The sequence below is a fragment of the Paraburkholderia sp. genome (genome assembly GCF_026225065.1).
Taxonomy (GTDB): domain Bacteria; phylum Pseudomonadota; class Gammaproteobacteria; order Burkholderiales; family Burkholderiaceae; genus Paraburkholderia.
Genome location: NZ_JAMFSB010000432.1, coordinates 1 through 23,996, shown reverse-complemented (window position 1 = coordinate 23,996; position 23,996 = coordinate 1). Strand labels below are relative to the sequence as shown.

22 protein-coding genes are annotated in these 23,996 nt (G+C 61.4%); 13 read left to right on the top strand and 9 right to left on the bottom strand.

The window, feature by feature from the left end; all coding sequences use genetic code 11:
* Both groEL and M0954_RS29370 read left to right on the top strand, forming a co-directional pair.
* A partial coding sequence (gene groEL, locus M0954_RS29375; RefSeq protein WP_297356988.1) for a chaperonin GroEL occupies nt 1–959 on the top strand: 959 nt, incomplete at its 5' end.
* A gap of 238 nt (nt 960–1,197) precedes the next feature.
* Complete coding sequence (locus tag M0954_RS29370) at nt 1,198–2,640, top strand: FAD/NAD(P)-binding protein (RefSeq protein WP_297356987.1); 1,443 nt, start codon at nt 1,198–1,200, stop codon at nt 2,638–2,640.
* A 23-nt stretch (nt 2,641–2,663) separates the two neighbouring features.
* Here M0954_RS29370 and M0954_RS29365 read toward each other — a convergent pair whose 3' ends face one another.
* The 6 genes from M0954_RS29365 to M0954_RS29340 form a co-directional block, all read right to left on the bottom strand.
* Complete coding sequence (locus M0954_RS29365) at nt 2,664–4,751, bottom strand: family 2A encapsulin nanocompartment cargo protein cysteine desulfurase (RefSeq protein WP_297356985.1); 2,088 nt, start codon at nt 4,749–4,751, stop codon at nt 2,664–2,666.
* Nucleotides 4,726–5,658, bottom strand: coding sequence for a family 2A encapsulin nanocompartment shell protein (locus M0954_RS29360; RefSeq protein WP_123386014.1), 933 nt, complete (start codon nt 5,656–5,658; stop codon nt 4,726–4,728). The genes M0954_RS29365 and M0954_RS29360 overlap by 26 nt, the downstream gene beginning before the upstream one ends.
* 96 nt (nt 5,659–5,754) lie before the next feature.
* Nucleotides 5,755–6,051, bottom strand: coding sequence for a helix-turn-helix domain-containing protein (locus tag M0954_RS29355; RefSeq protein WP_122156403.1), 297 nt, complete (start codon nt 6,049–6,051; stop codon nt 5,755–5,757).
* A complete protein-coding gene (epsC, locus tag M0954_RS29350; protein ID WP_297356983.1) occupies nt 6,048–7,061 on the bottom strand; it encodes a serine O-acetyltransferase EpsC in 1,014 nt (337 codons plus the stop codon). Before epsC ends, M0954_RS29355 begins: the two co-directional genes overlap by 4 nt.
* Before the next feature lie 32 nt (nt 7,062–7,093).
* Nucleotides 7,094–7,561, bottom strand: a complete 468-nt coding sequence (locus M0954_RS29345) for a rhodanese-like domain-containing protein (RefSeq protein ID WP_297356981.1) — start codon at nt 7,559–7,561, stop codon at nt 7,094–7,096.
* Between the two features lie 154 nt (nt 7,562–7,715).
* On the bottom strand, nt 7,716–7,907 hold the full coding sequence (locus M0954_RS29340; RefSeq protein WP_133894538.1) for a hypothetical protein: 192 nt from the start codon (nt 7,905–7,907) through the stop codon (nt 7,716–7,718).
* 186 nt (nt 7,908–8,093) lie between these two features.
* Here M0954_RS29340 and M0954_RS29335 point away from each other — a divergent pair, with 186 nt between their 5' ends.
* From M0954_RS29335 to M0954_RS29315, 5 genes are read left to right on the top strand one after another with little or no spacing between them, the layout of a single operon-like run.
* Nucleotides 8,094–9,161, top strand: coding sequence for an ABC transporter substrate-binding protein (locus tag M0954_RS29335; RefSeq protein WP_122156406.1), 1,068 nt, complete (start codon nt 8,094–8,096; stop codon nt 9,159–9,161).
* A gap of 12 nt (nt 9,162–9,173) precedes the next feature.
* Nucleotides 9,174–10,028, top strand: coding sequence for an ABC transporter permease (locus tag M0954_RS29330; protein WP_133894537.1), 855 nt, complete (start codon nt 9,174–9,176; stop codon nt 10,026–10,028).
* A 26-nt stretch (nt 10,029–10,054) separates the two neighbouring features.
* Nucleotides 10,055–10,963 (top strand): ABC transporter permease, encoded by a 909-nt coding sequence (locus M0954_RS29325; RefSeq protein WP_297356979.1) that lies wholly within the window; start codon nt 10,055–10,057, stop codon nt 10,961–10,963.
* 15 nt (nt 10,964–10,978) lie between these two features.
* Nucleotides 10,979–11,842, top strand: a complete 864-nt coding sequence (locus tag M0954_RS29320; RefSeq protein ID WP_123386019.1) for an ABC transporter ATP-binding protein — start codon at nt 10,979–10,981, stop codon at nt 11,840–11,842.
* Between the two features lie 46 nt (nt 11,843–11,888).
* Entirely contained in the window at nt 11,889–13,253 is a 1,365-nt protein-coding gene (locus tag M0954_RS29315; protein ID WP_297356977.1) for an LLM class flavin-dependent oxidoreductase, read from the top strand.
* A 63-nt stretch (nt 13,254–13,316) separates the two neighbouring features.
* On the opposite strand, the gene M0954_RS29310 is transcribed toward M0954_RS29315, so the two are convergent.
* A complete protein-coding gene (locus tag M0954_RS29310; protein ID WP_122156411.1) occupies nt 13,317–14,303 on the bottom strand; it encodes an aliphatic sulfonate ABC transporter substrate-binding protein in 987 nt (328 codons plus the stop codon).
* Between the two features lie 177 nt (nt 14,304–14,480).
* Between M0954_RS29310 and M0954_RS29305 the strand changes: the two genes are divergently transcribed.
* The gene (locus tag M0954_RS29305) at nt 14,481–15,542 is read left to right on the top strand and encodes an LLM class flavin-dependent oxidoreductase (RefSeq protein ID WP_122156412.1); all 1,062 of its coding nucleotides are present in this window, start codon (nt 14,481–14,483) and stop codon (nt 15,540–15,542) included.
* A 36-nt stretch (nt 15,543–15,578) separates the two neighbouring features.
* On the opposite strand, the gene M0954_RS29300 is transcribed toward M0954_RS29305, so the two are convergent.
* Nucleotides 15,579–16,526 (bottom strand): TauD/TfdA family dioxygenase, encoded by a 948-nt coding sequence (locus tag M0954_RS29300; protein WP_122156413.1) that lies wholly within the window; start codon nt 16,524–16,526, stop codon nt 15,579–15,581.
* 363 nt (nt 16,527–16,889) lie between these two features.
* Between M0954_RS29300 and M0954_RS29295 the strand changes: the two genes are divergently transcribed.
* The 5 genes from M0954_RS29295 (at nt 16,890) to M0954_RS29275 (ending at nt 22,617) form a co-directional block, all read left to right on the top strand.
* The gene (locus tag M0954_RS29295; protein WP_122159207.1) at nt 16,890–17,654 is read left to right on the top strand and encodes an SDR family oxidoreductase; all 765 of its coding nucleotides are present in this window, start codon (nt 16,890–16,892) and stop codon (nt 17,652–17,654) included.
* Between the two features lie 22 nt (nt 17,655–17,676).
* On the top strand, nt 17,677–18,426 hold the full coding sequence (locus M0954_RS29290; RefSeq protein WP_122156414.1) for an SDR family NAD(P)-dependent oxidoreductase: 750 nt from the start codon (nt 17,677–17,679) through the stop codon (nt 18,424–18,426).
* Between the two features lie 65 nt (nt 18,427–18,491).
* The gene (locus M0954_RS29285) at nt 18,492–18,812 is read left to right on the top strand and encodes an NIPSNAP family protein (protein WP_297356975.1); all 321 of its coding nucleotides are present in this window, start codon (nt 18,492–18,494) and stop codon (nt 18,810–18,812) included.
* A gap of 36 nt (nt 18,813–18,848) precedes the next feature.
* Complete coding sequence (locus M0954_RS29280) at nt 18,849–19,382, top strand: DUF3237 domain-containing protein (protein WP_297356973.1); 534 nt, start codon at nt 18,849–18,851, stop codon at nt 19,380–19,382.
* A 55-nt stretch (nt 19,383–19,437) separates the two neighbouring features.
* Nucleotides 19,438–22,617, top strand: coding sequence for an NAD(P)-binding protein (locus M0954_RS29275; protein ID WP_297356971.1), 3,180 nt, complete (start codon nt 19,438–19,440; stop codon nt 22,615–22,617).
* A gap of 39 nt (nt 22,618–22,656) precedes the next feature.
* On the opposite strand, the gene M0954_RS29270 is transcribed toward M0954_RS29275, so the two are convergent.
* The coding region (locus M0954_RS29270) for a hypothetical protein (protein WP_297356969.1) at nt 22,657–23,996 on the bottom strand (1,340 nt) is incomplete at its 5' end.

Here is a 23,996-nt window from a genome sequence, read left to right as displayed (position 1 = left end):
CGAATATTCGCGATCTTCTGCCGGTGCTCGAACTGGTTGCGAAGGCGGGACGGCCGCTCCTGATCATCGCGGAAGACATTGAAGGCGAAGCGCTCGCAACGCTCGTGGTCAACAACATCCGCGGCATCCTTAAGACGGTGGCGGTGAAAGCGCCGGGCTTTGGCGACCGGCGCAAGGCGCTGCTCGAAGACATCGCGATCCTGACGGGCGGCCAGGTGATCGCAGAAGAAACCGGTCTTTCGCTGGAAAAGGCGACGCTGGCGGAACTCGGCCAGGCCAAGCGCATCGAGGTGGGCAAGGAAAACACCATCGTGATCGATGGTGCCGGGGACACGAAAAATATCCAGGCGCGCGTCAAGCAGATCCGCGTGCAGATCGAAGAAGCGAGTTCCGACTACGATCGCGAAAAGCTGCGGGAGCGTGTGGCGAAACTGGCCGGCGGCGTAGCGGTGATCAAGGTGGGCGGCGCGACGGAGATCGAGGTCAAGGAGAAGAAGGACCGCGTGGACGATGCGTTGCATGCGACCCGAGCAGCCGTGGAAGAAGGCATTGTGCCCGGCGGCGGCGTGGCGCTGATCCGCGTCAGGAACGCGATTAAGGATCTGAAAGGCAGCAATCCGGATCAGGACGCTGGCGTGAAGATCGTGCTGCGCGCGCTTGAAGAACCGCTCCGCCAGATCGTGACCAACGCGGGCGAGGAAGCGAGTGTGGTAGTGGCGAAGGTCTCGGAAGGCAGCGGCAACTTCGGCTACAACGCGCAAACCGGCGAATACGGCGATCTGGTGGAATCGGGCGTGCTCGATCCGACCAAGGTCACGCGCACGGCGTTGCAGAACGCGGCTTCGGTTGCGGGCCTGTTGCTCACCACCGATGCGACCGTGTATGAAGCGCCGAAGGACGCGCCGCCGCAGTCGCCGGCGGGCGGACCGGGTGCAGGCGGTCCAGGCTTCGACTTCTGATGACCGGCCTCGCGCGAGCATGTGTGTTTTGCATGGCCGCGCGAGGCGAAGCTTGCTCAGGAAACGCTAGAAACAACCAATCGCTCACGACGCAATAGCGTCAAATTCTCTGTCAAAACATCCTTAAGCATTTTTTTGCAGATGCTTATCTGGATTTGTCGTTTCGACCATATTCAGCAGACCATTAACATCCTGTCGTTCCGGCCCGAGCGCGCCGAAGGATTCACAGGAGAGCAACATGGTCGCTCATCATGGCGGACCGCCAGAGATCGTCATCGTCGGTGGCGGCCTTTCCGGTACGGCACTCGCCATCAAGCTGCTGCGCGAGGCGCGGCAAGCCCTTGCGATCCGCCTGGTCGACCCATCCGCACAACCGGGTCGCGGCCTCGCGTACTCGACTCAGGAGCCGGGGCATCTGGTCAACGGCCCCGCCCTCATCTTCACGCTCTACCCAGATCAACCTGAGCATTTCGTCGACTGGCTTACCACGCAGCCGGAGTTTGCGGGCCAGCCTCGTGATGCGGTCGCGCAGGCGTACGTGCCGCGCTGGCGTTTTGGCGACTACGTGAGCGAACAATTGTGGCAGGCACAGCAGCAAGCTGCGCCAGGCGTCACCTTCGAACATGTCCAGGCACGCGTCGAAGATCTCGATGTTTCATCAAGCGGCATTGCGCTCGCGCTCGACGCAGGCCGCGTGCTGCTCGCCGATCACGCGGTGCTCGCGCTCGGTGTGTTCCAGTCGCGTCCGCGCTTTGACTCAAGCGGCCAGCTCACGCAAACGGGCCGGTATGTCGCTAACATTTGGGACTGCTCGCGTCTCGCAGCACTCGTCGATGCAGACGAGCTCGTGCTGGTGGGCGGAAGTCTCACGATGATCGACACCGTGGTATCGCTCGAAAAGCTGGGTTACCGCGGCACCTATAAGGTACTCGCGCGGCATGGCCTGACGCCCGTCGAACGGCGCAATCCCGCTCCGACTGAAGAACCGTTCGGCAGCGTCGGGCCGCCGCACACGTTGCGGCAGGTCGTGCGTGAATTGCGTGAAAAAGCTCGGGCCATCATCTCGCTCGGTGGTGACTGGCAAGCGCTACCTGGCGCGCTGAAGCCGTACCTTGCAGACTGGTGGCGTAACGCAGCGTTGACCGACAGGCAGCGGTTCTTCCGCCACGTGCGGCCGCATTGGGATGTGTTCCTGCATCGTGCGCCGCCGGTTAGCGCAGCGCTGGTCACGGCGCTGCGCGCAAGCGGCCGCCTGAGCATCGAGGCGGCCATCGTCACCGGGCTAGCAGAAGCGCCAGCGGGACGCGTGAGCGTGCGCTACCGGCCGCGGGGCAGCGAAGAGGAATGCACGATCCTCGCGCGCGGAGTCGTCAACTGCACTGGGCCCGACTATCGCTGGCACGCCGGTTGTGAGCAACCTCTGGTGCACAATCTGTTTTCGCGCGGCCTCGTGCAAGCGGGACCGGTTGGGCTTGGCATTGCGGTCGATCCGTCGCTGGCCGCTGTGGCAGCAAACGGCGTCGCCTCGTTGCACATTTCGGTGCTCGGCGCAGCGTTGCGCGGCACGATCGTCGAACCCGGGACGGTTGTCGAAATTGCTAACCAGACCAGCACGCTTAGTTCGCGTTTGCTCGCGGTGTTACGCGTTACGCAGGCGCCTGCAGCGCTTCAGGTGTCCTGATCAGACACCCGAAGCGCTAAACGCTAACGCCGCGTCGACAAACGCCGCACCACCGAAACCAGCGCATCGACCTCATCGCAGGTGTTGTAGAACGCAAGCGACGGCCGCACGGTCGCCTCGAGGCCGAAACGCCTCAAGATAGGCTGCGCGCAATGATGACCCGAGCGCACCGCAATGCCCTCTTCGTTCAGCGCTTGCCCAACCTCTTCCGTCTCATAGCCCTTCAGCACGAACGACAACACGCTTGCCTTGTCCTTCGCAGTGCCGATCAGCCGCACGCCCGGCACCGGTTGCAGCACGCTCGTCGCATAGGCCAGCAGATCGTGCTCGTAGCGCGCGATATTCTCGATGCCCACGCGCGTCACATAGTCGATCGCCGCACCCAGGCCCACGGCATCCGCGATATTGCCGGTGCCGGCTTCGAAACGGCTAGGCGGCGGCTGGAACACCGTACGCTCGAAGGTCACGTCGGAGATCATGTTGCCGCCACCCTGCCACGGCGGCATGTCGTCGAGGATCGCGCGCTTGCCGTACACCACGCCAATGCCGGTCGGACCGAACACCTTATGGCCCGAGAACACGAAGAAGTCCGCATCGATCGCCTGCACATCGACGCGCATATGCGACACCGACTGCGCGCCGTCGACCAGCGCCTTCGCGCCGGCACGATGCGCCATCTCGACGATCTCCTTCACCGGCACTACCGTGCCTAGCGCATTCGAAACCTGGGTTACCGAAACGATCTTGGTGCGATCGTTCAGTAGCTTGCGGTATTCGTCGAGCAGCACCTGGCCGGAGTCGTCGACTGGAATCACGCGCAGCTTCGCTCCCGTTTGCGCGGCAAGCTGCTGCCACGGCACGATGTTCGCGTGATGCTCGAGGTGCGACACGATAATCTCGTCGCCCTCGCCCACGTTCTGCACGCCCCATGACTTCGCGATCAGATTGATCGCCTCGGTGGTGCCACGCACGAAGATGATTTCATCGGGCGAGCCCGCGCCGATAAAGCGCTGCACCTTGCTGCGCGCCGCTTCGTAAGCATCCGTCGCACGGCCCGCCAATGCATGGGCGGCACGATGGATATTCGAGTTCTCGTGGGCATAGAAATACGCCAGCCGGTCGATCACAGACTGCGGCTTGTGCGTCGTCGCCGCATTGTCGAACCACACGAGTTGGCGGCCGTTCACGCGTTCCGAAAGAATCGGAAAGTCACGCCGGATTGCATTGACGTCGAACGGCGGATGCGCCGAAGCCGCCGCGTTCGGCACGCCGTGAGCGGTTCTCGCCGGACCGGTGGACGGATGCGCTTCTTCGACAAAGTAACGTGACCCACCGCTGTTGAAGGCAACTGGTTCGTGCGAGCCAGCATCATGCGGAAAACGCTGCACCGAGAGCAACGAGCGAAGCTCGTTCTCGCCTGGCAACCCGAACGATTGCGCGGTGACCGACTCGCTCGACGGTACAACGATTTCCTGGCCACCCGCACTGCTGCCGTAACGCGTATCCGCTTGCGGATCGAGAAAGTAGTACGGCGACGCAGCGGCAGGCGTAGTAGCGGACGTACTCGAAGCCCCACCCGCAGACGGACGTTGCGCACCATGTCCCTCGGGCACACCCAACGCCGTGCCGCCGAAGCGCGGCTCAAGTGCCGGCGCGATCGTCACCGCACTATCCGGCAAGCCATTCTGCGCCGTGGCATGCGGCACGAGCGCCGGCGCACGATTGCCGAGCGAGAGCACATGAGTCGGCGCCGAAGGCAGCAGATTCGCGCCGGGTACCTTACCGTGCGGCAGCGCGGCGCCCGGCACGCCCGTGCCGAAACCACCAGGACCCGCGAGCGGCGAACCCGCCGGGGCCGGATTGCTCGCGGTGGACAGCACGGGAGCCGCTACCGGCAATGCCGAAGCGAACGACGCCGACGACGATGCGTCGCTCAGACTATTACCGCCAGGCGCCGCGGACGACGCTCCGCCACCAGGCAAGGCCGAGAAAAACTCCGTCGCGAGACGCGCGAGCGTCGCCGGATCGGGCAAGCCGGCCGGCAGCATCTGCGGTACATCGTGCGGCACACCTGCGCCCAGCGGATTACTTGTAGGTGTCTGGATAGTCATGGTACTTACCGATCTCCACGTCATCGAGAACCGCCAGTGCGTCCGGCGAATGCACCGCCAGCGAGCAGTACAGGGAAATCAGATACGACGCGATCGCATGACTGTTGATACCCATGAAGCGCACCGACAACCCCGGGCCCTGTTCGCCCGCGACACCCGGTTGGAACAGGCCCACCACGCCCTGGCGCTTGTCGCCCACGCGCAGCAGCAGGATCTTGGTCTTGCCGTCGGCCACCGGCACCTTGTCGGACGGCACCAGCGGAATCCCGCGCCATGTCAGGAACTGCGAGCCGAACAGGCTGACGGTGGGGGGCGGCACGCCACGGCGCGTGCACTCGCGGCCAAAGGCGGCAATCGCGAGCGGATGGGTCAGGAAGAACGCCGGCTCTTTCCACACCCTGGTCAGCAGTTCGTCCAGATCGTCGGGCGTCGGCGCGCCGGTCAGCGGGAACACGCGCTGCTCGTCCGCCACGTTCGCAAGCAGACCGTAATCCGGATTGTTGATCAGCTGGCTTTCCTGCAGTTCCTTGATCGTTTCGATCGTCAGGCGCAGCTGTTCCTTGATCTGATCATGCGGACTGCTATACAGATCGGAGATGCGCGTATGCACGTCGAGCACGGTGCTCACGGCGTTCAGGAAGTATTCGCGCGGCTCTTCTTCATACGGAACGAAAGTGCGCGGCAGCACTGTCTCATCTTCGCGCTGCGTGCAGGCAACCTTCACCGCGTCTGGATTCTTGACCTGATTCAGGCGGTAGATACCCGCTTCGACCGGCACCCATTGCAGCAGATGCGTCAACCAGCGCGGCGTGATTGTCGCAAGTTGGGGGACGGTCTTGGTGGCATTGGCTAGTTGCCGCGCGGCATTATCGCTAAGCGCCGTATGGCCGCTCGCTATGGTCGACATGTGTGGCTCCGGGTTCTATAGATGAAAAACGGGAAAGCTTATGACGAGCGGTGATTATGAGGACCAGACCCGGTCGGGCTCAACATGCTATAGACGTCAGATGGGCGTCTTCAGCACATTAATCAGTGTGGGTGCCGGCGCAGCGGACGACGCGGGAACGACTGACACAGCGCTGCCACCGAACGACGAGCGCAGCAGACTGGAGATCGGCACGCCGAGCGCACGCGCGAGTTTGTCGACGGTGACGATCGAGGCAATCGCGCCGCCGCGCTCGATCTCGCCGACATAGGACCGGTTTAGACCGGCATGTTCGGCGAGCTGCTCTTGCGACCACGTGCGGGCCTCGCGCAGTTCACGTACCGCGGCGCCGAAGTTTCTGACGATCGTGCTCATGATGCGGCGCTCGCGATGGGGTTGAACTCGGCGCTCGTTTCGCCGCTCGCGGTGCGACTCGCCTGCGGTGCCTGCGGCGTTTGCGATACCAGCGTGACCTGCGCCGGCTGCGACGCCTCGTTGCGCGACACGGCCTGGGTGACGTGACTACCCGGCGCGACATCCTGGGTCAGCCACACGTTGCCGCCGATCACCGCCCCTCGTCCAATCGTCACGCGGCCAAGAATCGTCGCGCCTGCATAGATCACGACATCGTCCTCGACGATCGGATGGCGCGGCAGCCCCTTCTCCAGATGACCCGCGGCGTCACGCGGAAAACGCTTGGCGCCGAGCGTCACGGCCTGATAGACACGCACGCGCTGCCCGATCACGGCCGTTTCGCCAATCACCACACCCGTGCCGTGATCGATAAAGAATCCGGCACCGATCTGCGCGCCCGGATGAATGTCGATGCCGGTCTCGCCATGCGCCTGCTCGGCAACGATACGCGCCAGCAACGGCAACTCGAGCCGGTAGAGTTCATGCGCGAGCCGATGATGGATCATCGCCAGAATGCCGGGGTAGCACAGCAGCACTTCATCCACGCTGCCCGCCGCCGGATCGCCATGAAACGCGGCCAGCACGTCGCCGTCGAGTAAGCCGCGAATCTCCGGCAGTCGCGCGGCAAACTTGCGCACCGCGGCGCTGGCGTGTGCCTCGATCTGCTCGTCGGCTCGCGCGTGATGGCGAGCCTTGTAGTTCAGTTCGAGCCGCGCCTGCCCAAGCAGTGCGTGCAGCGCCGAATCGAGCGCATTGGCGACGTAGAAATTTTCGCTCTCCTGACGGAGATCGGGCGGCCCAAGCCGCATTGGAAACAGCACGCCCTTGAGCGTGTCGATAATCTCGGCCAGCGCCTCGCGCGCCGGCAAGTCGCGTCCGCCCGGTTCGAGCGAACGCTTTTGCACTTCGCGCCAGCGCTGGCGCACGGTCTGGAGCGATTGAACGATATCGTCGATGTCAAATACGGCCACAGTCAATGCTCCCCGTCCTGATGTTGAACTGGCTAGTCCTGCACCCACGGCAAGCCGTGAAAACGCCAGCCGTTATGGCGGCCACGCTGCTGCTGCGCGTCCAGTTCGCCTTCGAATCCTTCCAGTACATTGAATACCTGGGTCAAGCCTACCTTCGCCGCCGCCTCGGCAGCGAGTGCCGAGCGATTACCGCTGCGGCACAGCAGCAGCACGACCGCCTCCTTGCCCGTTTTCGCTTCCAGCTCGCGCGCGAAGCGCGGGTTACGGTTCAGGCTCGTGCCGCTCGCCCAGGCGACATGCACGCTATCCGGCACGTAACCGACAAACTTGCGCTCCTCGGGGGAGCGCACATCGACCAACACCGCCTCACCCGCCGAAAACAATGCCCACGCGTCCTGCGGAGAAATGCCGCCCGCATAGGGCAAACCCGCAGCTACTGCGGCTTCGCGGGCCGCTACCAGCGCTGCATGTGTAGTTTGTTCTGCCAGTTCAACTGTCATGACATCTCCTTGCTCATTCGTCGTACCTGTTCGGATTTCCCCCGAACGGCGATGCTGGCCGGCCGCTGCCCAACGCCTGGGCTTCACCGCCTATAGCCATCAAAACGTACTATGCGAGCGCGTCATCGAAAGCAGAACCAATAAAAAGTGATTTCTAAAGAAGCACGACGATGGACGCTTGAGCAGCGAAGCTCTCCGGGGACCTTTCAACTCCTTTATGCAGCGCCTGATCGCCCATCAGCATAAATTTTCGGATCTGTGTCGCACAACAAAGAAAACCATCTATCGATATGTGCGCCGCTTGATGCTCCTGCATGCAAATCTTCATCGAAGCAGAAGCAGACATGGCCTCATCTCCACCATGCGCCGAACACATAAACACCTCCGGCAATATGCATAGCTCAAATCCTTTCTTGTCCTGACTAGTTTCGTCGACAAGAATGTCTGTGCCCTGACACGGCGACAGCCTGCAATCCACTGCTACGACGAACGCTGCCCCGTCGCGCCCATTTCCCTATCCCCACTCGAATCGATGCGATATCTTCGTTTGCTCAAGTCAGTACTCGCGGCCACCACGCTTTCGCTGGCAGCCATGCACGCCTATGCCGACAAACCCACGGTGATCCGGGTCGGCGTGGCGGACCAAGGCACCGGAGACCCGCCGACCTTCGGCGGCTCACCCGCCGCCACAGTGCAGATTCAGCAGTTGCTCGAAAAAGAGTTCGCGCCCGACGGCATCAAGATTGAATGGATCTTCTTCAAGGGGGCCGGGCCTGCAGTCAACGAGGCGATTGCCGACAAGTCGCTCGACTTCGCCTTCCAGGGCGATCTGCCTTCCGTATTGGGGCGTGCCAATGGTTTGAAGACACGTATCCTGCTCGAATCGGGCGTGCGGGTAGGTGTGAAGATTGCCGTTCCAATCGACTCCAGCATCCACAGCATCAAGGATCTGAAGGACCAGCGCGTGTCGATATTTCGCGGCACCAATCTACAACTTGTCGCCGATAACGCGCTCGCCGCCAATCAGCTCGACGAGCGAGATCTGCATGTGATCAATCTCGACACCGCCAGTGCGCTCGCTGCGCTGGCATCCAAAGGCATCGATGCGTCGTTCAACGACTATCACCTGTACAAACTGCGCGACCAGGGTCTCATCAAGATCATCTACGAGTCGCAAAACGACGGCCCGCAATTGACGCGCCAATCGCATCTGCTCGTGCTTGACGATTTCGATCACGCGCATCCGGACATCGTACAGCGTGTCGTGACCACTTTCGTGAAAGGCTCGCAATGGTCGTCTGACGAAGCGAACCGCGACGCCCAGTTCAAGTTGTGGGCAAGAACCGGCGTCCCGTATGCCTCCTGGCAAGCCGAGTTCGCCAACCGGACCTTGAAAGAACGTAATTCGCCGCTGATCGATCCGTTCATCGTGGCGCGCTATAAGGCGGTCGCGCAGGATGCGCTCAAGCTCAAGCTGATCCGGCAACCCGTCGACGTGGATAGCTGGTTCGAGCCCAGCTATCTCGACAATGCGCTGCGCACGCTCAAGCTCGATCACTACTGGACGCGCTACGACGCCGCGGGCAAACCGCTCACCTAACGGATCTCTACGATGAGCGAAACCGCGTTCAAGCTGCCGGCGACGAAGTCAGCTAGCCATTCCAGCGCCGCAAACACCGCGCCGCGCAGACACGAGCGTTTGCGTGCCGTTGCGTGGCACCTGGCGCCGTGGTTATTGCCGGCACTGCTGTTCGCGCTCTGGACAACCGGTTGTGAGCACGGCTGGATTGCACCGCAGATTCTGCCGCCGCCTGAACGCGTATATGAGACCTTCATCGAGCTGGCGAAAAGCGGCGACCTGGCGCACAACACGCTGATCAGCCTGCAACGCGTACTGATCGGCTTCGGTGTGGGGACCGTGCTCGGCTTTGTGACCGGCGCAGCGCTTGGCCTGTCGCGCACACTGGAAGCCTATGTACTGCCAGGTTTTAACGCGCTCGTCCAGATTCCGGTGCTCGGCTGGCTGCCCTTCCTGCTTCTGCTGGTAGGCGTCGGCGAGCCGCTCAAATACATCCTGATCGCACACGCCGCGCTGGTTCCCGTCACGCTCAGCACCTTGCAGGGCTTTCGGCAAACGCCCGTGGCGCTCGAAGAGGTGGCGCGCGTCTTCGCTTACAACCGCTGGCAACGCATTGCCTATGTCGTACTGCCCGCTGCGGTGCCGACGCTGGCCACCGGTGTGCGGCTCGCGTTCACCAAGGCATGGCTTGCGCTCGTGGTGGTGGAACTGGTGGCGTCGTCGGAAGGGCTCGGTTATCTGATCGTCTACGGACGGCAACTATTCCAGCTGGATCTCGTGATGGCGTCGGTGGTGGTGGTCGGCGCCATCGGCCTGACGATGAACCGTCTGCTCGATGCGCTCGAAGCGCGTCTGCGGCGCGGCCAGCCATCCGCCTTTCGCGAGTGAGCCGCCGACATGTCCCGGAGTCAGCCATGAGCCGAATCATCGATTCACTCGCACGTCGTGCAGGCCTGCGCAAACAGGAAGGGCCGCCGCCGTGCGGATGCGAATTGCCGGTTGTGCGCAAAGCAGCGGCCAGTAAGCCTCTGTTGGCGTCACGAAAGCGCCGCATCGATTTGCGCGGCGCGGTGCTGCCCATCGTCGCACTTGCGCTGTGGCGGGCTATTTCAGAGGCTCATCTGGTGAAGAGCGGCTTGCTGGTCAGCCCTGCCGACGTGGCGCGGACCGCATGGCAACAGATCGTCAGCGGTGCGCTGGTGCGCGCGCTGTCCGCGTCACTCGCACGCGAGGCAAGCGGCTTCGTGATCGGCACCGTGGGCGGCCTGCTGCTCGGCAGCGTGCTCGGCCTCTCGCGCGTTGCGACCCGGGTAGTCGGACCGAGTTTCGATACCTTCAAACAGATCTCGCTGTTCGCGTGGATTCCGCTGATCTCGGTCTGGTTCGGGCTCGGCGATGCCGCGAAAATCGTCTTTCTATCTCTGGCCGCGCTGCTGCCTGTCACCGCGCATACCTGCGATGGCATCCACGCCGTGCCGCGCGCCTACATCGAAGTCGCTCGCGCGTTCCGCTATACACGGCTGCAAATGATCGGCTACGTGATCTTGCCCGCTGCACTGCCATCGATTTTCACCGGCATCTATCTGGCGTTGATCTATTCCTGGCTCGCCACGCTCGGCGCCGAATATCTGCTGGTTGCAGGCAGCGGCATCGGCAATACGCTGGTCGACGGCAGCGAGCAGTTCCGCATGGATCTGGTGCTGTTCGGGATCATTGTGGTCGGCATCACCGGGTGGGTGCTCAACGCACTCGCGCGTGCCGTCGAGCGAGCCGTGCTGGCGCGCCGCCACCCTGCTTCGAATCAGGCGCGAGCCACGTCATAGAGAGGATTGCCGATCATGAGCACCGCCCTTTCCGAATCACTCGACATTCTTCACGTCAGCAAGCACTACGCACAGGGTGGCGTGCCGCTGGCGGTTCTCGACGACATTACCCTGCGGGTGCGGCCCGGTGAATTCGTCAGCGTGCTCGGCTCGAGCGGTTGCGGCAAATCGACCTTGCTGCGGCTGATCGCTGGACTCGACAGCGATTACAGCGGCGAGATCCGGGTCGCCGGAGAGCGGGTGCAGGACACGTCGCTCGAGCGTGGCATTGTCTTTCAGGACCACCGCCTGTTTCCGTGGTTGACGGCTTCGCAGAACATCCTCGCCGCGTTACGCAATGCGCCGTTGTCTGCGAAGGAAAAACGTGAGGCGGTTGCCGAACACATTGCGCTGGTAGGCCTGAATGGCTTCGAGAATGCCTATCCGCATCAACTGTCAGGCGGCATGGCGCAACGCGTGGCAATTGCGCGTGGCCTCGTCAACCGGCCGCGCGTGCTGCTGCTCGATGAGCCATTCGGCGCTCTCGATGCGCTGACCCGCGCTCGTCTGCAGAACGAACTGCAACGGATATGGGAACGCGAGCGCATCACCATGATCCTCGTGACACACGATGTCGACGAAGCGGTCTACCTCGGCGATCGCGTCGTCACGATGGCGCCGCGCCCTGGGCGGGTCAAACGGATTGTCGACGTCGCACTGCCGCGGCCACGTCAGCGCAGCGATCCCCGCTTTATCTGTCTGCGCGACGAGGTGCTAGCCGATTTCGTCGAAGACGGCGCCACGACTCACAGCGATGGAGACGACGCACCCGCGGGTGGTCAGCACGTGTCGCCCTCCCCCGTCGATTCGCCAATCACCGACTGGCGCCTTGCCTGGTGAAACCGCGCGCGCCAAACAATCACGCCTTAATCTCACGGAGCAAAGAATGAGCGAAAACAAGCGGCAAATCCGGCTAGGCGCCTTCCTCATGGAGACCGGCCATCACATCGCCGCATGGCGTCACCCGGATGCGCATGCGAGCGGCGGACTCGATTTCGCCCACTATGCACAAGTCGCGCAAATCGCCGAACGCGCCAAATTCGACACCATCTTCTTTGCCGACAGCGTCAGCGTGCGCGACACGAATCTGGCTTCGCTCTCGCGCACCGCACGGGCCGACCACTTCGAACCGTTGACGCTACTCTCGGCGCTTTCCGTGGTGACGAAAAATATCGGGCTGATCGCGACGGTCTCGACCACGTTCAACGAACCGTATAACCTGGCCCGCAAGTTCGCTTCGCTCGATCATTTGAGCGGCGGCCGCTCGGGGTGGAACCTCGTCACCTCGAGTACCGAATCCGAAGCGCACAACTTCAGCTTCGAACAACATCCCGATCACGCGGTGCGCTATGAACGCGCCCGCGAGTTCTACGATGTCGTGGCAGGCCTCTGGGATAGCTGGGAAGACGACGCGTTTCTGCGCGACAAGGCTAGCGGCGTCTACTTCGATCCGGACAAGCTGCACGTACTCAATCACAAGGGCAAGCACTTCAAGGTGCGCGGGCCGCTTAACGTCGCACGCTCCCCCCAGGGCTGGCCGGTAGTCGTTCAGGCGGGCGCCTCGGAAGCCGGCAAGGAGCTGGCGGCGCAAACCGCCGAGGTTATCTTCGTCGCGCATCGGACGCTGGAAGAAGCGCAGGTGTTCTATCGCGACGTCAAAGGGCGTCTGGCGAAATACGGACGGCAGCCCGATCATCTGAAGATCATGCCAGGCATCTTTCCGGTGATCGGCCGTACGCAAGAAGAAGCGCGCGCGAAATTCGACGCGTTGCAGGACCTGATCCATCCTACGGTGGGTCTATCGCTGCTGTCGAATATGTCCGGCGGTGTCGACCTGTCGCAGTACCCGGTGGATGGCCCGCTGCCCGAGCTTCCAGAGACCAACGGCGGCAAGAGCCGTCAGCGGTTGCTGTTCGATCTCGCACGCCGCGAGAATCTGACCATACGTGACCTGTATCTGCGCATCGCCGGTGCGCGTGGTCATCAACAGGTGGTGGGCACACCGCAGAGCATCGCGGATCAATTGCAGCAATGGTTCGAGGAAGAAGGCGCCGACGGCTTCAATATCATGTCGCCGTGGCTGCCGGGCGGGCTTGGCGAATTTGCGGAGCTGGTGGTGCCGGAGTTGCAACGCCGCGGGCTTTTCCGCACCGAGTATGAAGGCCGCACGTTGCGTGAGAATCTGGGGCTGCCGAGGCCTCAGAACCGCTATACCCAAGAGGCGGCGCAGGCACGGGCTGCGGTTCGCTGAGCCGCTTTGGCTTGATGTCACGCGATGTCACGTCGGCCGCTGCGCCGGCATGGCATCAAACTATTATTTAGCCGGGGGCGGCGTCCAGATCCGGATATCGGTCGCCTTCAACGTATTCGGGATCAACCCCGCCGCAAAATACGTGTCCGCGATCCGCTGTTGTTCGCCAAGCTGATCGCGCTTCACCGGCTCGATGTCGTAGCTGCGGCGGCTGTTCGCCAGTTCGACGGTCGGCGTCGGAATATCGCCCCACAACGGCCCAAGGATCTGTGCAGCCTCTTGCGGATGAGCCTTGACCCATTTGCCCGTTTCATTCAGCTCATCGAATACGGCACGAAGCACGTCCGGATGCTTGTCCGCAAACGCCGTAGTCGCCGTGTAAAAGCGGTTATATTGGGCAATACCGCCGCTGCCGTCGGCGATCACGCGGACGTGTGCGTCGCGCTGCTGTGCGGCAAGGAACGGATCCCAGATCGCCCAGGCGTCGATGTTGCCGCCGCGAAACGCAGCGAGTGCATCCGGCGCTTCGAGGTAACGCACCTGAATATCCTTGATCGTCAGCCCCGCCTTGGCAAGCGCGGCAATCAGAAGAAAATTGCAGCCGGAGCCCTTCGATACCGCCACGCGCTTGCCCTTCAGGTCCGCGATCGAATGGATCGGCGAATCGGGCGGGACGATGATGGCCTGCGCACTCGGCGCAGAGGTTTCCTCGGCGTAATACGTCAGCGGCGCATTGGCGGCCTGCGTGAACAGAGCGAATGCATCGGCGACATCCGCATGCAGATCGACGCTCCCCGCGTTCAGCGACTGCAGCAGCCCCGTTGAAAACTCATGCCAGCCGACGTCATAGCCCATTGCATTGAGCTTCTTTTCCAGCGCGCCGGTGCGCTTCAACAAGATAAATAGCGTCGATGAGCGCTGATAGCTGATCGAAACCGTTTCGTTGGCTTGCGCGGCGTTCGTGCACAGCACGCCGAACAGCACCAGTGCGCAAACGGAAAACCGGCGCAGTCCAGACAGACCGGCCAAAGCGGAAAGAGCGAAGCGCATCGGGGATATTCAGAAGTAGGCCAAGCTTTCGACTATATAAAGAATCGCCGACATGCCAAATACGTATTTCAGCAATCGATATCATCACAAATTGGAACGCGCGGTCACTTGGCGGCGCAATGCGTCAGGCATCATTGACGTTTCCCTGGCACACACACTTGTGGAGGTTCTAGCGCCATGCCGACATCACCTGCCCGCTTCGGTGTCTGGGCACTCGTTCATGGCAGCCGCGCTGCGCTGCAAGACCCCGATGAACCGTACGACGCGTCCTGGGCGCGCAACAAAGCCCTGGTGCTGGAAGCCGAGCGTCTCGGCTACGACTCCGTGCTGGTCGCGCAGCACACGATCAATCCGCACCGGGAAGAGCTGGATCAGCTCGAAGCGTGGACCGCTTCCGCTGCGCTTGCGGCGCTCACCGAGCGTATCGAGATCATCGCTGCCATCAAGCCCTATCTCTATCATCCGGTCGTGCTCGCGAAGATGGCGCAGCAGATCGAGCATATTAGCGGCGGCCGCTTCGCGATCAATCTCGTCAATGCGTGGAATCGCCCCGAACTGGAGCGTGCCGGCATTGGCTTTGCCGAGCACGACGCACGTTATGCGTATGGCCGCGAGTGGATTACCGTTGTCGATTCGCTGCTGCGCGGTGAACGGACTACCTTCAATGGCGAACACTTTCATGTCGACGACTATCTTCTGCGGCCGACCGATCCGTTCCGCAACCGCCCGCGCATTTATGTGGGCGGCGAATCGGATCCGGCGCGCGAGCTGGTGGCCGACAAAGGCGACGTCTGGTTCATCAACGGCCAGCCGCTGGAGGATGTGCAGAAGCTGATCGCCGATGTCGCCGCGCGGCCGCGTCCGGCATTGCTGCCCGAGCCGTTACGTTTTGGCCTGTCGGCATTCGTCATTGCGCGCGAAACGGACGCTGAGGCACAAGAGCATCTTGCGCATCTGTTCGAACTGGCGGCGAAAGATGCGCCGTTACGCGAGCAACAGAAAGCGAACATCGATCCAAACGTGGTCATGATCAAGACCTTCGCGAAAACGCCACGAGTGGGTTCGAACGGCGGCACGGCGGCGGGGCTTGTCGGTAGCTATGAGACGGTCGCGCAACGCATCGCTGCGTTTCATCGAGCCGGCATCGAACTCTTCATGCTGCAATTTCAACCGTTCGAAACGGATATGCGTGGCTTCGCCGAGCAGGTCATTCCGCGTGTGAAGGCGTTGACCGCGTGAGGCGAACGCCCTCGGTCTTTTTAGTCCCTCCGTTCTTCAGTTCAACGCCACAGCAGCCGCGGCTCCGACCGGCGATCCTTCCAACGCGATCGATTGCCTGCCGTCGGGTCCAACCGGAATATCGCCGACCAGCGTGGTGCGATATAGCTGGCGGTCAAAGTCGAGATCGTAGATATCCGTAGGCGCCAGATGCGCGGTGGCGCGATTGTCCCAGAAGGCAATGCTGCCCGGCTCCCATTTGAAACGAACCGTGAATTCGGGGCGCGTCACGTGTTCCCACAGCAGTTCGAGCAACGCCTGATTTTCTCGCGGCGTCACGCCAACGATGTACTTCAGGAAACCAGGGCTCACATAGAGCGCACGTTCCCCCGTTTCCGGATGCACACGTACCAGTGGATGCTCGGTCACAAGCGTGTGCTGCGATACGGCCTGCACGAATGAATCGGTGCCCTTCGCGCCTGCCGGCGGCGCAAACCGGTGCACGCCGCGCAAACCATCGACAAACGCCCGCAACGGTTCCGATAGCTTCAGATAAGCGGTGACGAGATTGGTCCACTGGGTGTCGCCGCCGAACGGCGGGATGGTGACGCCACGCAAAATCGACGCATACGGCGGATTGATCGCCGCGGTCACATCGGTGTGCCATCCCGTCCATGGTCTCAGCAGCGGCTCCCCCTCGAAGCGGGTGGCCTTGCGAAACTTGGAGATCGAATAGATTTGCGGATGACCGTCCACGTGTCCGAAGACCGGATGCCCTACCGTGAGCTCGCCGAACTGCGCGGAAAAGGCGACGTGCTGCTCGTGCGTCAGAAACTGCTCGCGGAAAAACACGACCCGCCACCTCAGCAACGCCGCGCGAATCTCCGCGACCTGTTGGGCGGATAGCGGCCGGGTGAGGTCCACGCCGTGAATTTCCGCGCCGGTATGCGCTGAGAGAGGCGCGACCTGAATCGAGGCGATGTCGGCCGAGACGGCTGCACTCATTGAAGACTCCTGATCCTGAAGATGGGATGACCCGTTCGCGTTGCCTCGTCAACAGTAAAGCCGGCTAGACGCCAGACCAACCAATCTTTGCGCATATGCAAAGCCTCTGCGGTGTGAACGCGCCTCGAAGGTATTGCCCGGCCACGTCCTCGCCGATGGTGAAGCACCACGGGCCGCAATTTGCGCGGCATGCCTTTCAGGCATGCCCGTCAACCTACAAAGTCTTTTATCTTTCCACGCGCCACCACTAGATTACACATCAGAAGGAGCACAATTGCAGCCGCTTTGGCAATGCGGACCGGCACTCGCACTCCATACCTGCCAGCTATATCGCCGAAGAACCGCGGCACCTTGAATCTGATCATGAACCCTCTTAGCGGAAAAACCGCGCTCGTTACGGGCGCCTCTCGCGGCACGGGCCGCGCTAGCGCGCTGGCCCTCGCGAAAGCAGGCGCCCAGGTTCTGGTTCACTATTGCCGTGAAGACACGGCGGCCAACGAAGTGGTTGCGCAGATTCGCGCAGCCGGTGGCCACGCCGAGAAAATTGCTGCGGATCTGGGCGCCCCGGATGGGCCACACCGGCTGGCAAATCGAGCGCGCGTCGTGATCGGCGCTCGTCTGGATGTACTGGTGTGCAGCGCGGGTATGACGAAGGACGCAAGCATTGAAGACACCACCGTCGCCGATTTCGACGAACTGTTCGCGTTGAACGCGCGCGCGCCCTACTTTCTGGTGCAGCAACTGATGCCGGCGATGTGCAAAGGCAGTAGCGTCGTGCTGGTCTCCTCGCAGACGGCCCATGCCCGGGTGGGCACCGTATCGGCATCGGCATCGGCCTATGCGGCAAGCAAAGGCGCCGCCGACACGCTGGTGAAGTATTTCGCGACCGCGCTCGGTGCCCGCGGTGTGCGGGTCAATGCGATCGCGCTGGGCGGGGTGGCAACCAGGATATCAGACCTGACAACAAGAAATTGTGGCCGTCTAACGCAAACGGCTCCCGAAAAGCAGATGTTCAAGCGTATCGCGCAAGCCGAGGATGTCGGCGGGACGGTCGTTTTTCTCGCCTCGGATGCGGCCCGCTGGATTACCGGCGAGACGCTTTGCGTCGACGGCGGTTCTCAACTTTAATCAGCATACCCAAGGGATAGTCATGGACAACCAACCTGTCGTACTCATCACCGGCGCACTGACTGGCATCGGTCGTGCTACTGCAATCGCCTTTGCTCGTGACAAGGCCCGTATCGTCGTTTCGGGGCGCCGCGCGGAAGAAGGCCGGCAACTCGCCGAGGAGTTACGCTCCCTCGGAGCCGAGGCCGAGTTCGTGCAGTCGGACGTGCGCTTCGAAGACGACTTGCGCAAGCTGGTCGACGCCACCGTCGCGCGATTCGGCCGGCTAGACATTGCGGTCAACTCGGCGGGCACCGAAGGCGAATCGGCTCCGGTGCTCGAGCAAACCCCCGAACGCTACGCCGCCGTGTTCGAAACCAATGTACTCGGCACATTGCTCGCCATGAAACACGAACTACGTGTCATGGCGCCGCAAGGTAGCGGTAGCATCGTCAACATCTCGTCGACGATGGGCGCGCGCGGCGCAGCAGGTGCATCGTTATATGTGGCCAGCAAGCACGCCGTGGAAGGTCTCACGAAATCGGCAGCGCTCGAAGCTGCAACGTTCGGCGTACGCGTCAATGCGGTCGCGCCAGGTCCTGTCGATACAGCGATGCTCGACCGGCTCACGGTTAACGCGGAACGCAAGGCTGCCTTTCTCGCCGGTGTACCGCTCAAGCGTGCCGGGACGCCGGAAGAAATGGCCGATGCCATTCTGTTCGTCGCATCGCCGCGCGCAAGCTTCATGACCGGCGAGGTGCTCCGCGTCAATGGTGGAAGAACCGCTGCCTAGATGTGCCCGATCAACCGCAACCAGCACGCGAATTCGATGCCGTCCGACCCATACGGAGAGAAGCCATGCTTTACGAAATCCGCACTTATACGTTCAAGCCGCTGCGTGCCGCCGAATGGCTCGCGCTATACAAGAGCGAAGGCCTTCCCCTGCAGAGGGAATTTCTCGGCGAGTTGATCGGCTTCTTCACCACCGAGATAGGCGATATCAGCCAGATCGTGCACATCTGGGCCTATACAGGCCTCGATGATCGAATAGCGCGGCGCGACCGCATGGCGGCCGACATCCGCTGGCAGGAGTTCGGTCGCAAGGTGAAAACGCTTGACATCCTCGTCAGCATGGAGTCGCGCATCATGCGTCCAACCGACTTCTCGCCACTCAAGTAGCCCCTAAGCATCCTCTAACGTACGCATGACTCCGGCATGACACACCCCATGCCATCAACCGACAAGGTGAAGACGATGTCCATTCCCGCTTTCGAAGACCTGCCTACCCCGCTCCAGAGCATTCAGACGCGGCCTTTGTTCGTGATGCGACTCGATGTCAAGCCGATCGTCATCGTCGGCGACACGCCGGGAACGTTTCGCCGCATCGGCATCGTGCCGTCCGGCACCTTCGCGGGTGAGCGCCTAAGCGGCAAGGTGCTCGACGGCGGCAGCGACTGGCAAAGCGTGCGCAGCGACGGCAGCACCACGCTCGATGTGCGCCTGATCCTGCAGACCGACGACGGCGTCAACATCACGATAGCCTACCGCGGCATTCGCCACGGCGCGGCCGACGTGATCCAGCGCCTGGAAAAAGGCGAACAGGTCGATCCGGCCAGCTACTACTTTCGCATCAACCCGATCTTCGAAGCCCCCGCCGGCAAATATGAATTTCTGAACCGGGTGATCGCAGTGGGCACGGGGCACCGCTTCAAGGAAGGCCCCGTCTATAGCGTGTTTGAGGTGCTCTAGGCAAAGGACCGGCGGTCGCGCCGTTCGGTTGCCGCCACCGACAAAAAACCGGAGTATGTCTAAACGTGTGCAGCCGTCCTTCAACAAAGAACTCAAAGAGTATGTAAGAGCTAAATTCCAGGCCTACAATGCGCTGACAATGGACTCGTCGTCGATAGCCCCAGAGGAGGGAGAAATGACGGAACGGCCCGCGTACATCTACACCGGTGGCTCACCGGTGCAGCACACGCCCATGCACCTCAACGCATCCGACATGTACGGCTTTTTTATCAAAGGGGACCTGGAAAAACTGCAGGCAACCGCCGACGGGACGCTCAATCGGGTGGCTGCCGGTCAGATGACTTTTCAGGTGCTGTCTCCGTACATCATGTTGACATTCACACGCGTGGAGCACGCCCAATCGGGCTTTCCCGCGGATGAAAGCAAGGGCTGGGGTAAAGAAACCGACATCATCACATGGATATCGGTTGGGCAAATCGAGGAGACGGACGGCGCCACAAAATTGCAGCGCGTCTTTCTTTACCCGGCTTACACATGGGTCAACGTGCCAATGGCCATTTCCATAGGCCGAGAAGTCTTTGGCTATCCAAAGAGCTTCTGTCAATTCAGCATGCCGGAACCAGGAGAGGATCCGCGCGAATTCAAGTTTTCCTCCGAGGGCTGGCAACCCTACAGTCCTCAGACACAGCTAGGCATCCACCCTCTGATCGAGGTCACCGCAACCGATACGCAGAACGCGCATCGACCCTTGCTTGGATTTATCGATGTGATACGTGAGGGTTTAGACATTCTGCGCTCGGAGAAGGATCTGTTTGCGCTCGACGAGGCGGGGATAAAAGACCTGGCAACACTGTTTTTGCGAACGCGCGTCGATCAAATATTTCTCAAGCAGTTCCCGGACGCCAGTGGCCTTAAGGCCGTGTACCAGGCCATTGTCGTTGCGCCCGCCACAGTCGACAAAGTGCACAGTGCCAGATTGCTCGGCTATACCTATACGTGCACGTTGCACAAGTTCGATACTTTCCGGCTAGACGAGACTCTGGGTCTCCAACTCGGAGAACAGCCTGTACTCCTACCTTTCCACATCAATATGGACTTCACCATCGCAGCCGGTGAAGAATTGGTCCAGGCCGCTGAAACGAGCCCACAGAAAATCGCCGTTCTCGGCGGCGGCCCGGGCGCGATGGCTGCCGCCTTTTATCTTACCGAGCAGCCCGGCTGGCAAGACCGTTACGACATAACCGTTTACCAGATGGGGTGGCGCCTGGGCGGCAAATGTGCCAGTGGCCGCAACGCCAAGTTGGGACAGCGCATCGAAGAGCACGGACTGCATATGTGGTTCGGCTTTTATGACAATGGCTTTACCGTGATGCAAAAGGTCTACGACGCCCTCAATCGACCTGCTACTGCTCCGCTTGCGAAGTGGCAAGACGCCTTTAAGCCACAGAACTACATTGTGCTCACCGAGTATATCGACGACAGCTATAGGTTCTGGCCGATCGAGATACCGATCAAACCGGGTGTCCCGGGGGCGCACAACGAGGAAATCACATTTTCAGCAATATTGGAGACCGTAACGGCATGGATTGGGCAGTGGCTAGACGATCTCGGCCATCATCTGTTACATGCCGCCAAAGAATCCGGACGGGTTATCGAGGAAGCAGAAGCTATTCTGGCAAGCGTCATCGGATTCGTGAAGCGCCTGCCCGAAGTGTTCCACTTCCAGGAAAAGCAGCATCACCAGTTTGTACTAGCCGAGTTGCAGTCGGTTCAGGCTTCTCTACCCCAGCACGTCTCCCATCATCTGGGCATTGACGACAAGGTGCGGCATCTCTTCATTTCCATCGATCTGGCCGTCACGAGCCTGATCGGCATGCATGTCGACGGCGTCTTGCATCACGGCTTCGATGTCCTCAACAACATCGAATTTCGTGAGTGGTTGCGCAAACACGGCGCCAACGAAGCGTACACGATTGATTCCGCGCCGGTCCGTGGACTCTATGACCTGGTGTTCGCTTTTATGGATGGCGACACCGCTCGCCCGAACATCGAGGCGGGCACAATGCTGCGCGGCATCTTGCGGTTGGCCATTGGTTATCACGGCGGCTTCATCTGGAAAATGCAGGCCGGTATGGGCGACACAGTCTTTACGCCGCTGTATCAAGTGTTGAAACAGCGTGGCGTGGACTTCCAGTTCTTCCATAACGTGGACGAACTGATCCCGGACGCCGATGGCGTAGGTGAAATCGTCATGACCCAACAGGTGGCTCTTGCAGAGGGCGTCACGGAATACAACCCGCTGGTCAACATCGCCGATCTGGAGTGTTGGCCGAGCTGTCCGAACTACGATCAGATCGACCCTGCACAGGCACGCACACTGCAAGCCAAAGATGTGGACCTGGAATCCCACTGGAGCGACTGGGCGCAAATTTATAGCGCAGAATTTGGCAAACCATTACCGGTCAAGCGGCTAAAGCGCGGAGTGGATTTCGACAAGATTGTCTACGGACTGTCGATCGGCTCCCTGCCGCATGTCTGCCCAAAGCTGCTAGAGAAGAGCGCTCCCCTCAAGGCGGCCAGCGACAACGTGAATACGGTGGCGACGCAGGCCTATCAGATATGGCTTAGCAAGAGCATCCGGGACCTCGGCTGGAATGTGTTCGGCTCTAACGGAGAGGAGCCCGAGTTGAGCGCGTTCAGCAAGCCCTTCAACACCACGACGCCGATGAATCAATTGCTGGCGCGTGAAGTGTGGCCGACTGGTCACGTGCCACAGAACGTCTCTTACTTTTGCAGTCCGCTGCCTACGCCTGATTCGCCACCCCGCACCGATGCCAACTACGCCTCGCGTTGCACGGAAGAAGTAAAACTGGGTGCGCTTGGTCAACTGCAGCACGAGGTCTTTAACCTGTGGCCCGCCGTGGCGACCAGAGGTTCATTCAACTGGCAGATATTGATCGATCCCAGTGACAGCAGCGGCCAGGCGCGTTTCGACGCGCAGTATTGGCGCGCGAATGTCAATCCCTCAGATCGTTATGTGCTCTCGACAGTCGGTAGTACGCAGTACCGCCTAACGAGCGATGCATCCGGCTTTAGCAATCTGTATCTTGCAGGCGATTGGCTCAAGACAGGCATCAATGCCGGTTGCGTTGAGGGGGCCATCATGGGCGGCATGCAAGCTTCGCGTGCAATTAGCGGATATCCGCCCATCATCAAGGGCGAGAGTGACCACTGAGGGGTAGCGATCTTTCGATTTGGAGCTTCGAGGGTCTTCTCACGTCTGCAATGGCGGTGTGCCAATGCGTTCGTGTTGAGCGCGCGCCTGCTCCAGAAACTCGGTTCGTTCGGAGCTATCGTGCGGACTGTGATTGCCAAGTTCATACAGCAGCACCGCCTCGTCATAGCCGGCGCCGAGCGTGCGTGCAGCGGCGAGCCCCCTGCGCCAGCATGCGAGAGCGAAACGTCTGTCATGCCGGGTTGCCGCTAACCTGCCCGCAAGCAAAGCGGCACGCGGCGCGGCCACCTTCGTTGCGCGCGCATATTGCGCAAGGATATGACACGCGCGTTGCGCGTCGCGCCGAGTCGCCAATCCGCACTCCGAAGCATCGATCAGGGTTTGCGCAATGCCCGCAATTCCGTCCGTCACATACCAGGCGACGGGCACGCCTGCAGACAGGTTGTCGAGACCCGCTTGAGCCGACTCGACCGCGCGCGCGCGGTCGCCTAGCCGCCAATAGGACGCCGCGATCAAGCCCTGGCAGAATATCCGGTCGAACTGCGCCAGTTCGCGTGCGCCAATCACCTTGTCGAGGCGGATCACCAGTTCCTGCAACGGACCTCCTTGCGCCAGCGCGAGCGAGGTATCGAAGCCATGCAGGTAAGCCGCTATTTGCGCCGGCATGTCATGGCGTGCAGGACGCAATTTGTCCAGCCATTCCTTGGCATTGGCCAATTGCCCTCGCGCCAGAGCAACGGCGCACAATCCCGCAATCGATTGTTGCCAGCGCTCGATTGAGCCGAGACGCGCATAGAGCGATGCCGAGTAAGTCAAACATTCCACGGCCCGTTCCCAACTGCCCGCGGCCGCCCAGTAGACGCCACTCACCACGTTAGCGTAGGCGATATCGTCGATACCGCCCTGCTCCTCGGCCAACGCCAGTGAACGCCGGTTGTAGACCTGCGATAGCCAACGCAGCTCCGCGCCGGCGAAGCCAATCGCCATGGCCGCGAAACCTTTCAGGGCCTCGCGCACGCTGCCGGAGCGTTCGGCAAGATTGAGCGACGTCAGCGTCGCATGCAACAGCGACAGCTTTCCGCTGTTGAAATACGCGATTTCGCTGAGTTTCTCGTGAATGTGCGAGATCCGCGGCAGCAGCGGATCGGCGCTGCGGCCACGCACCAGGCCCGCACGCGCGCTCAATTGCCGGACTAATTGCCAGGCAAGGTCTGCGACCATCGTACCGGCGAAACGCGGCACCGCCCGGCCAGCGCACACGAGTGCGCGATTGAAGTGATCCCTGGCCGCGCCGTATTGAAACAACTCGATATGGGCTTCTCCGAGCATCGCCTCGCAGCGCATCTCGCCCTCCCGATCCGGCGGCAGCTTGTGTTCGT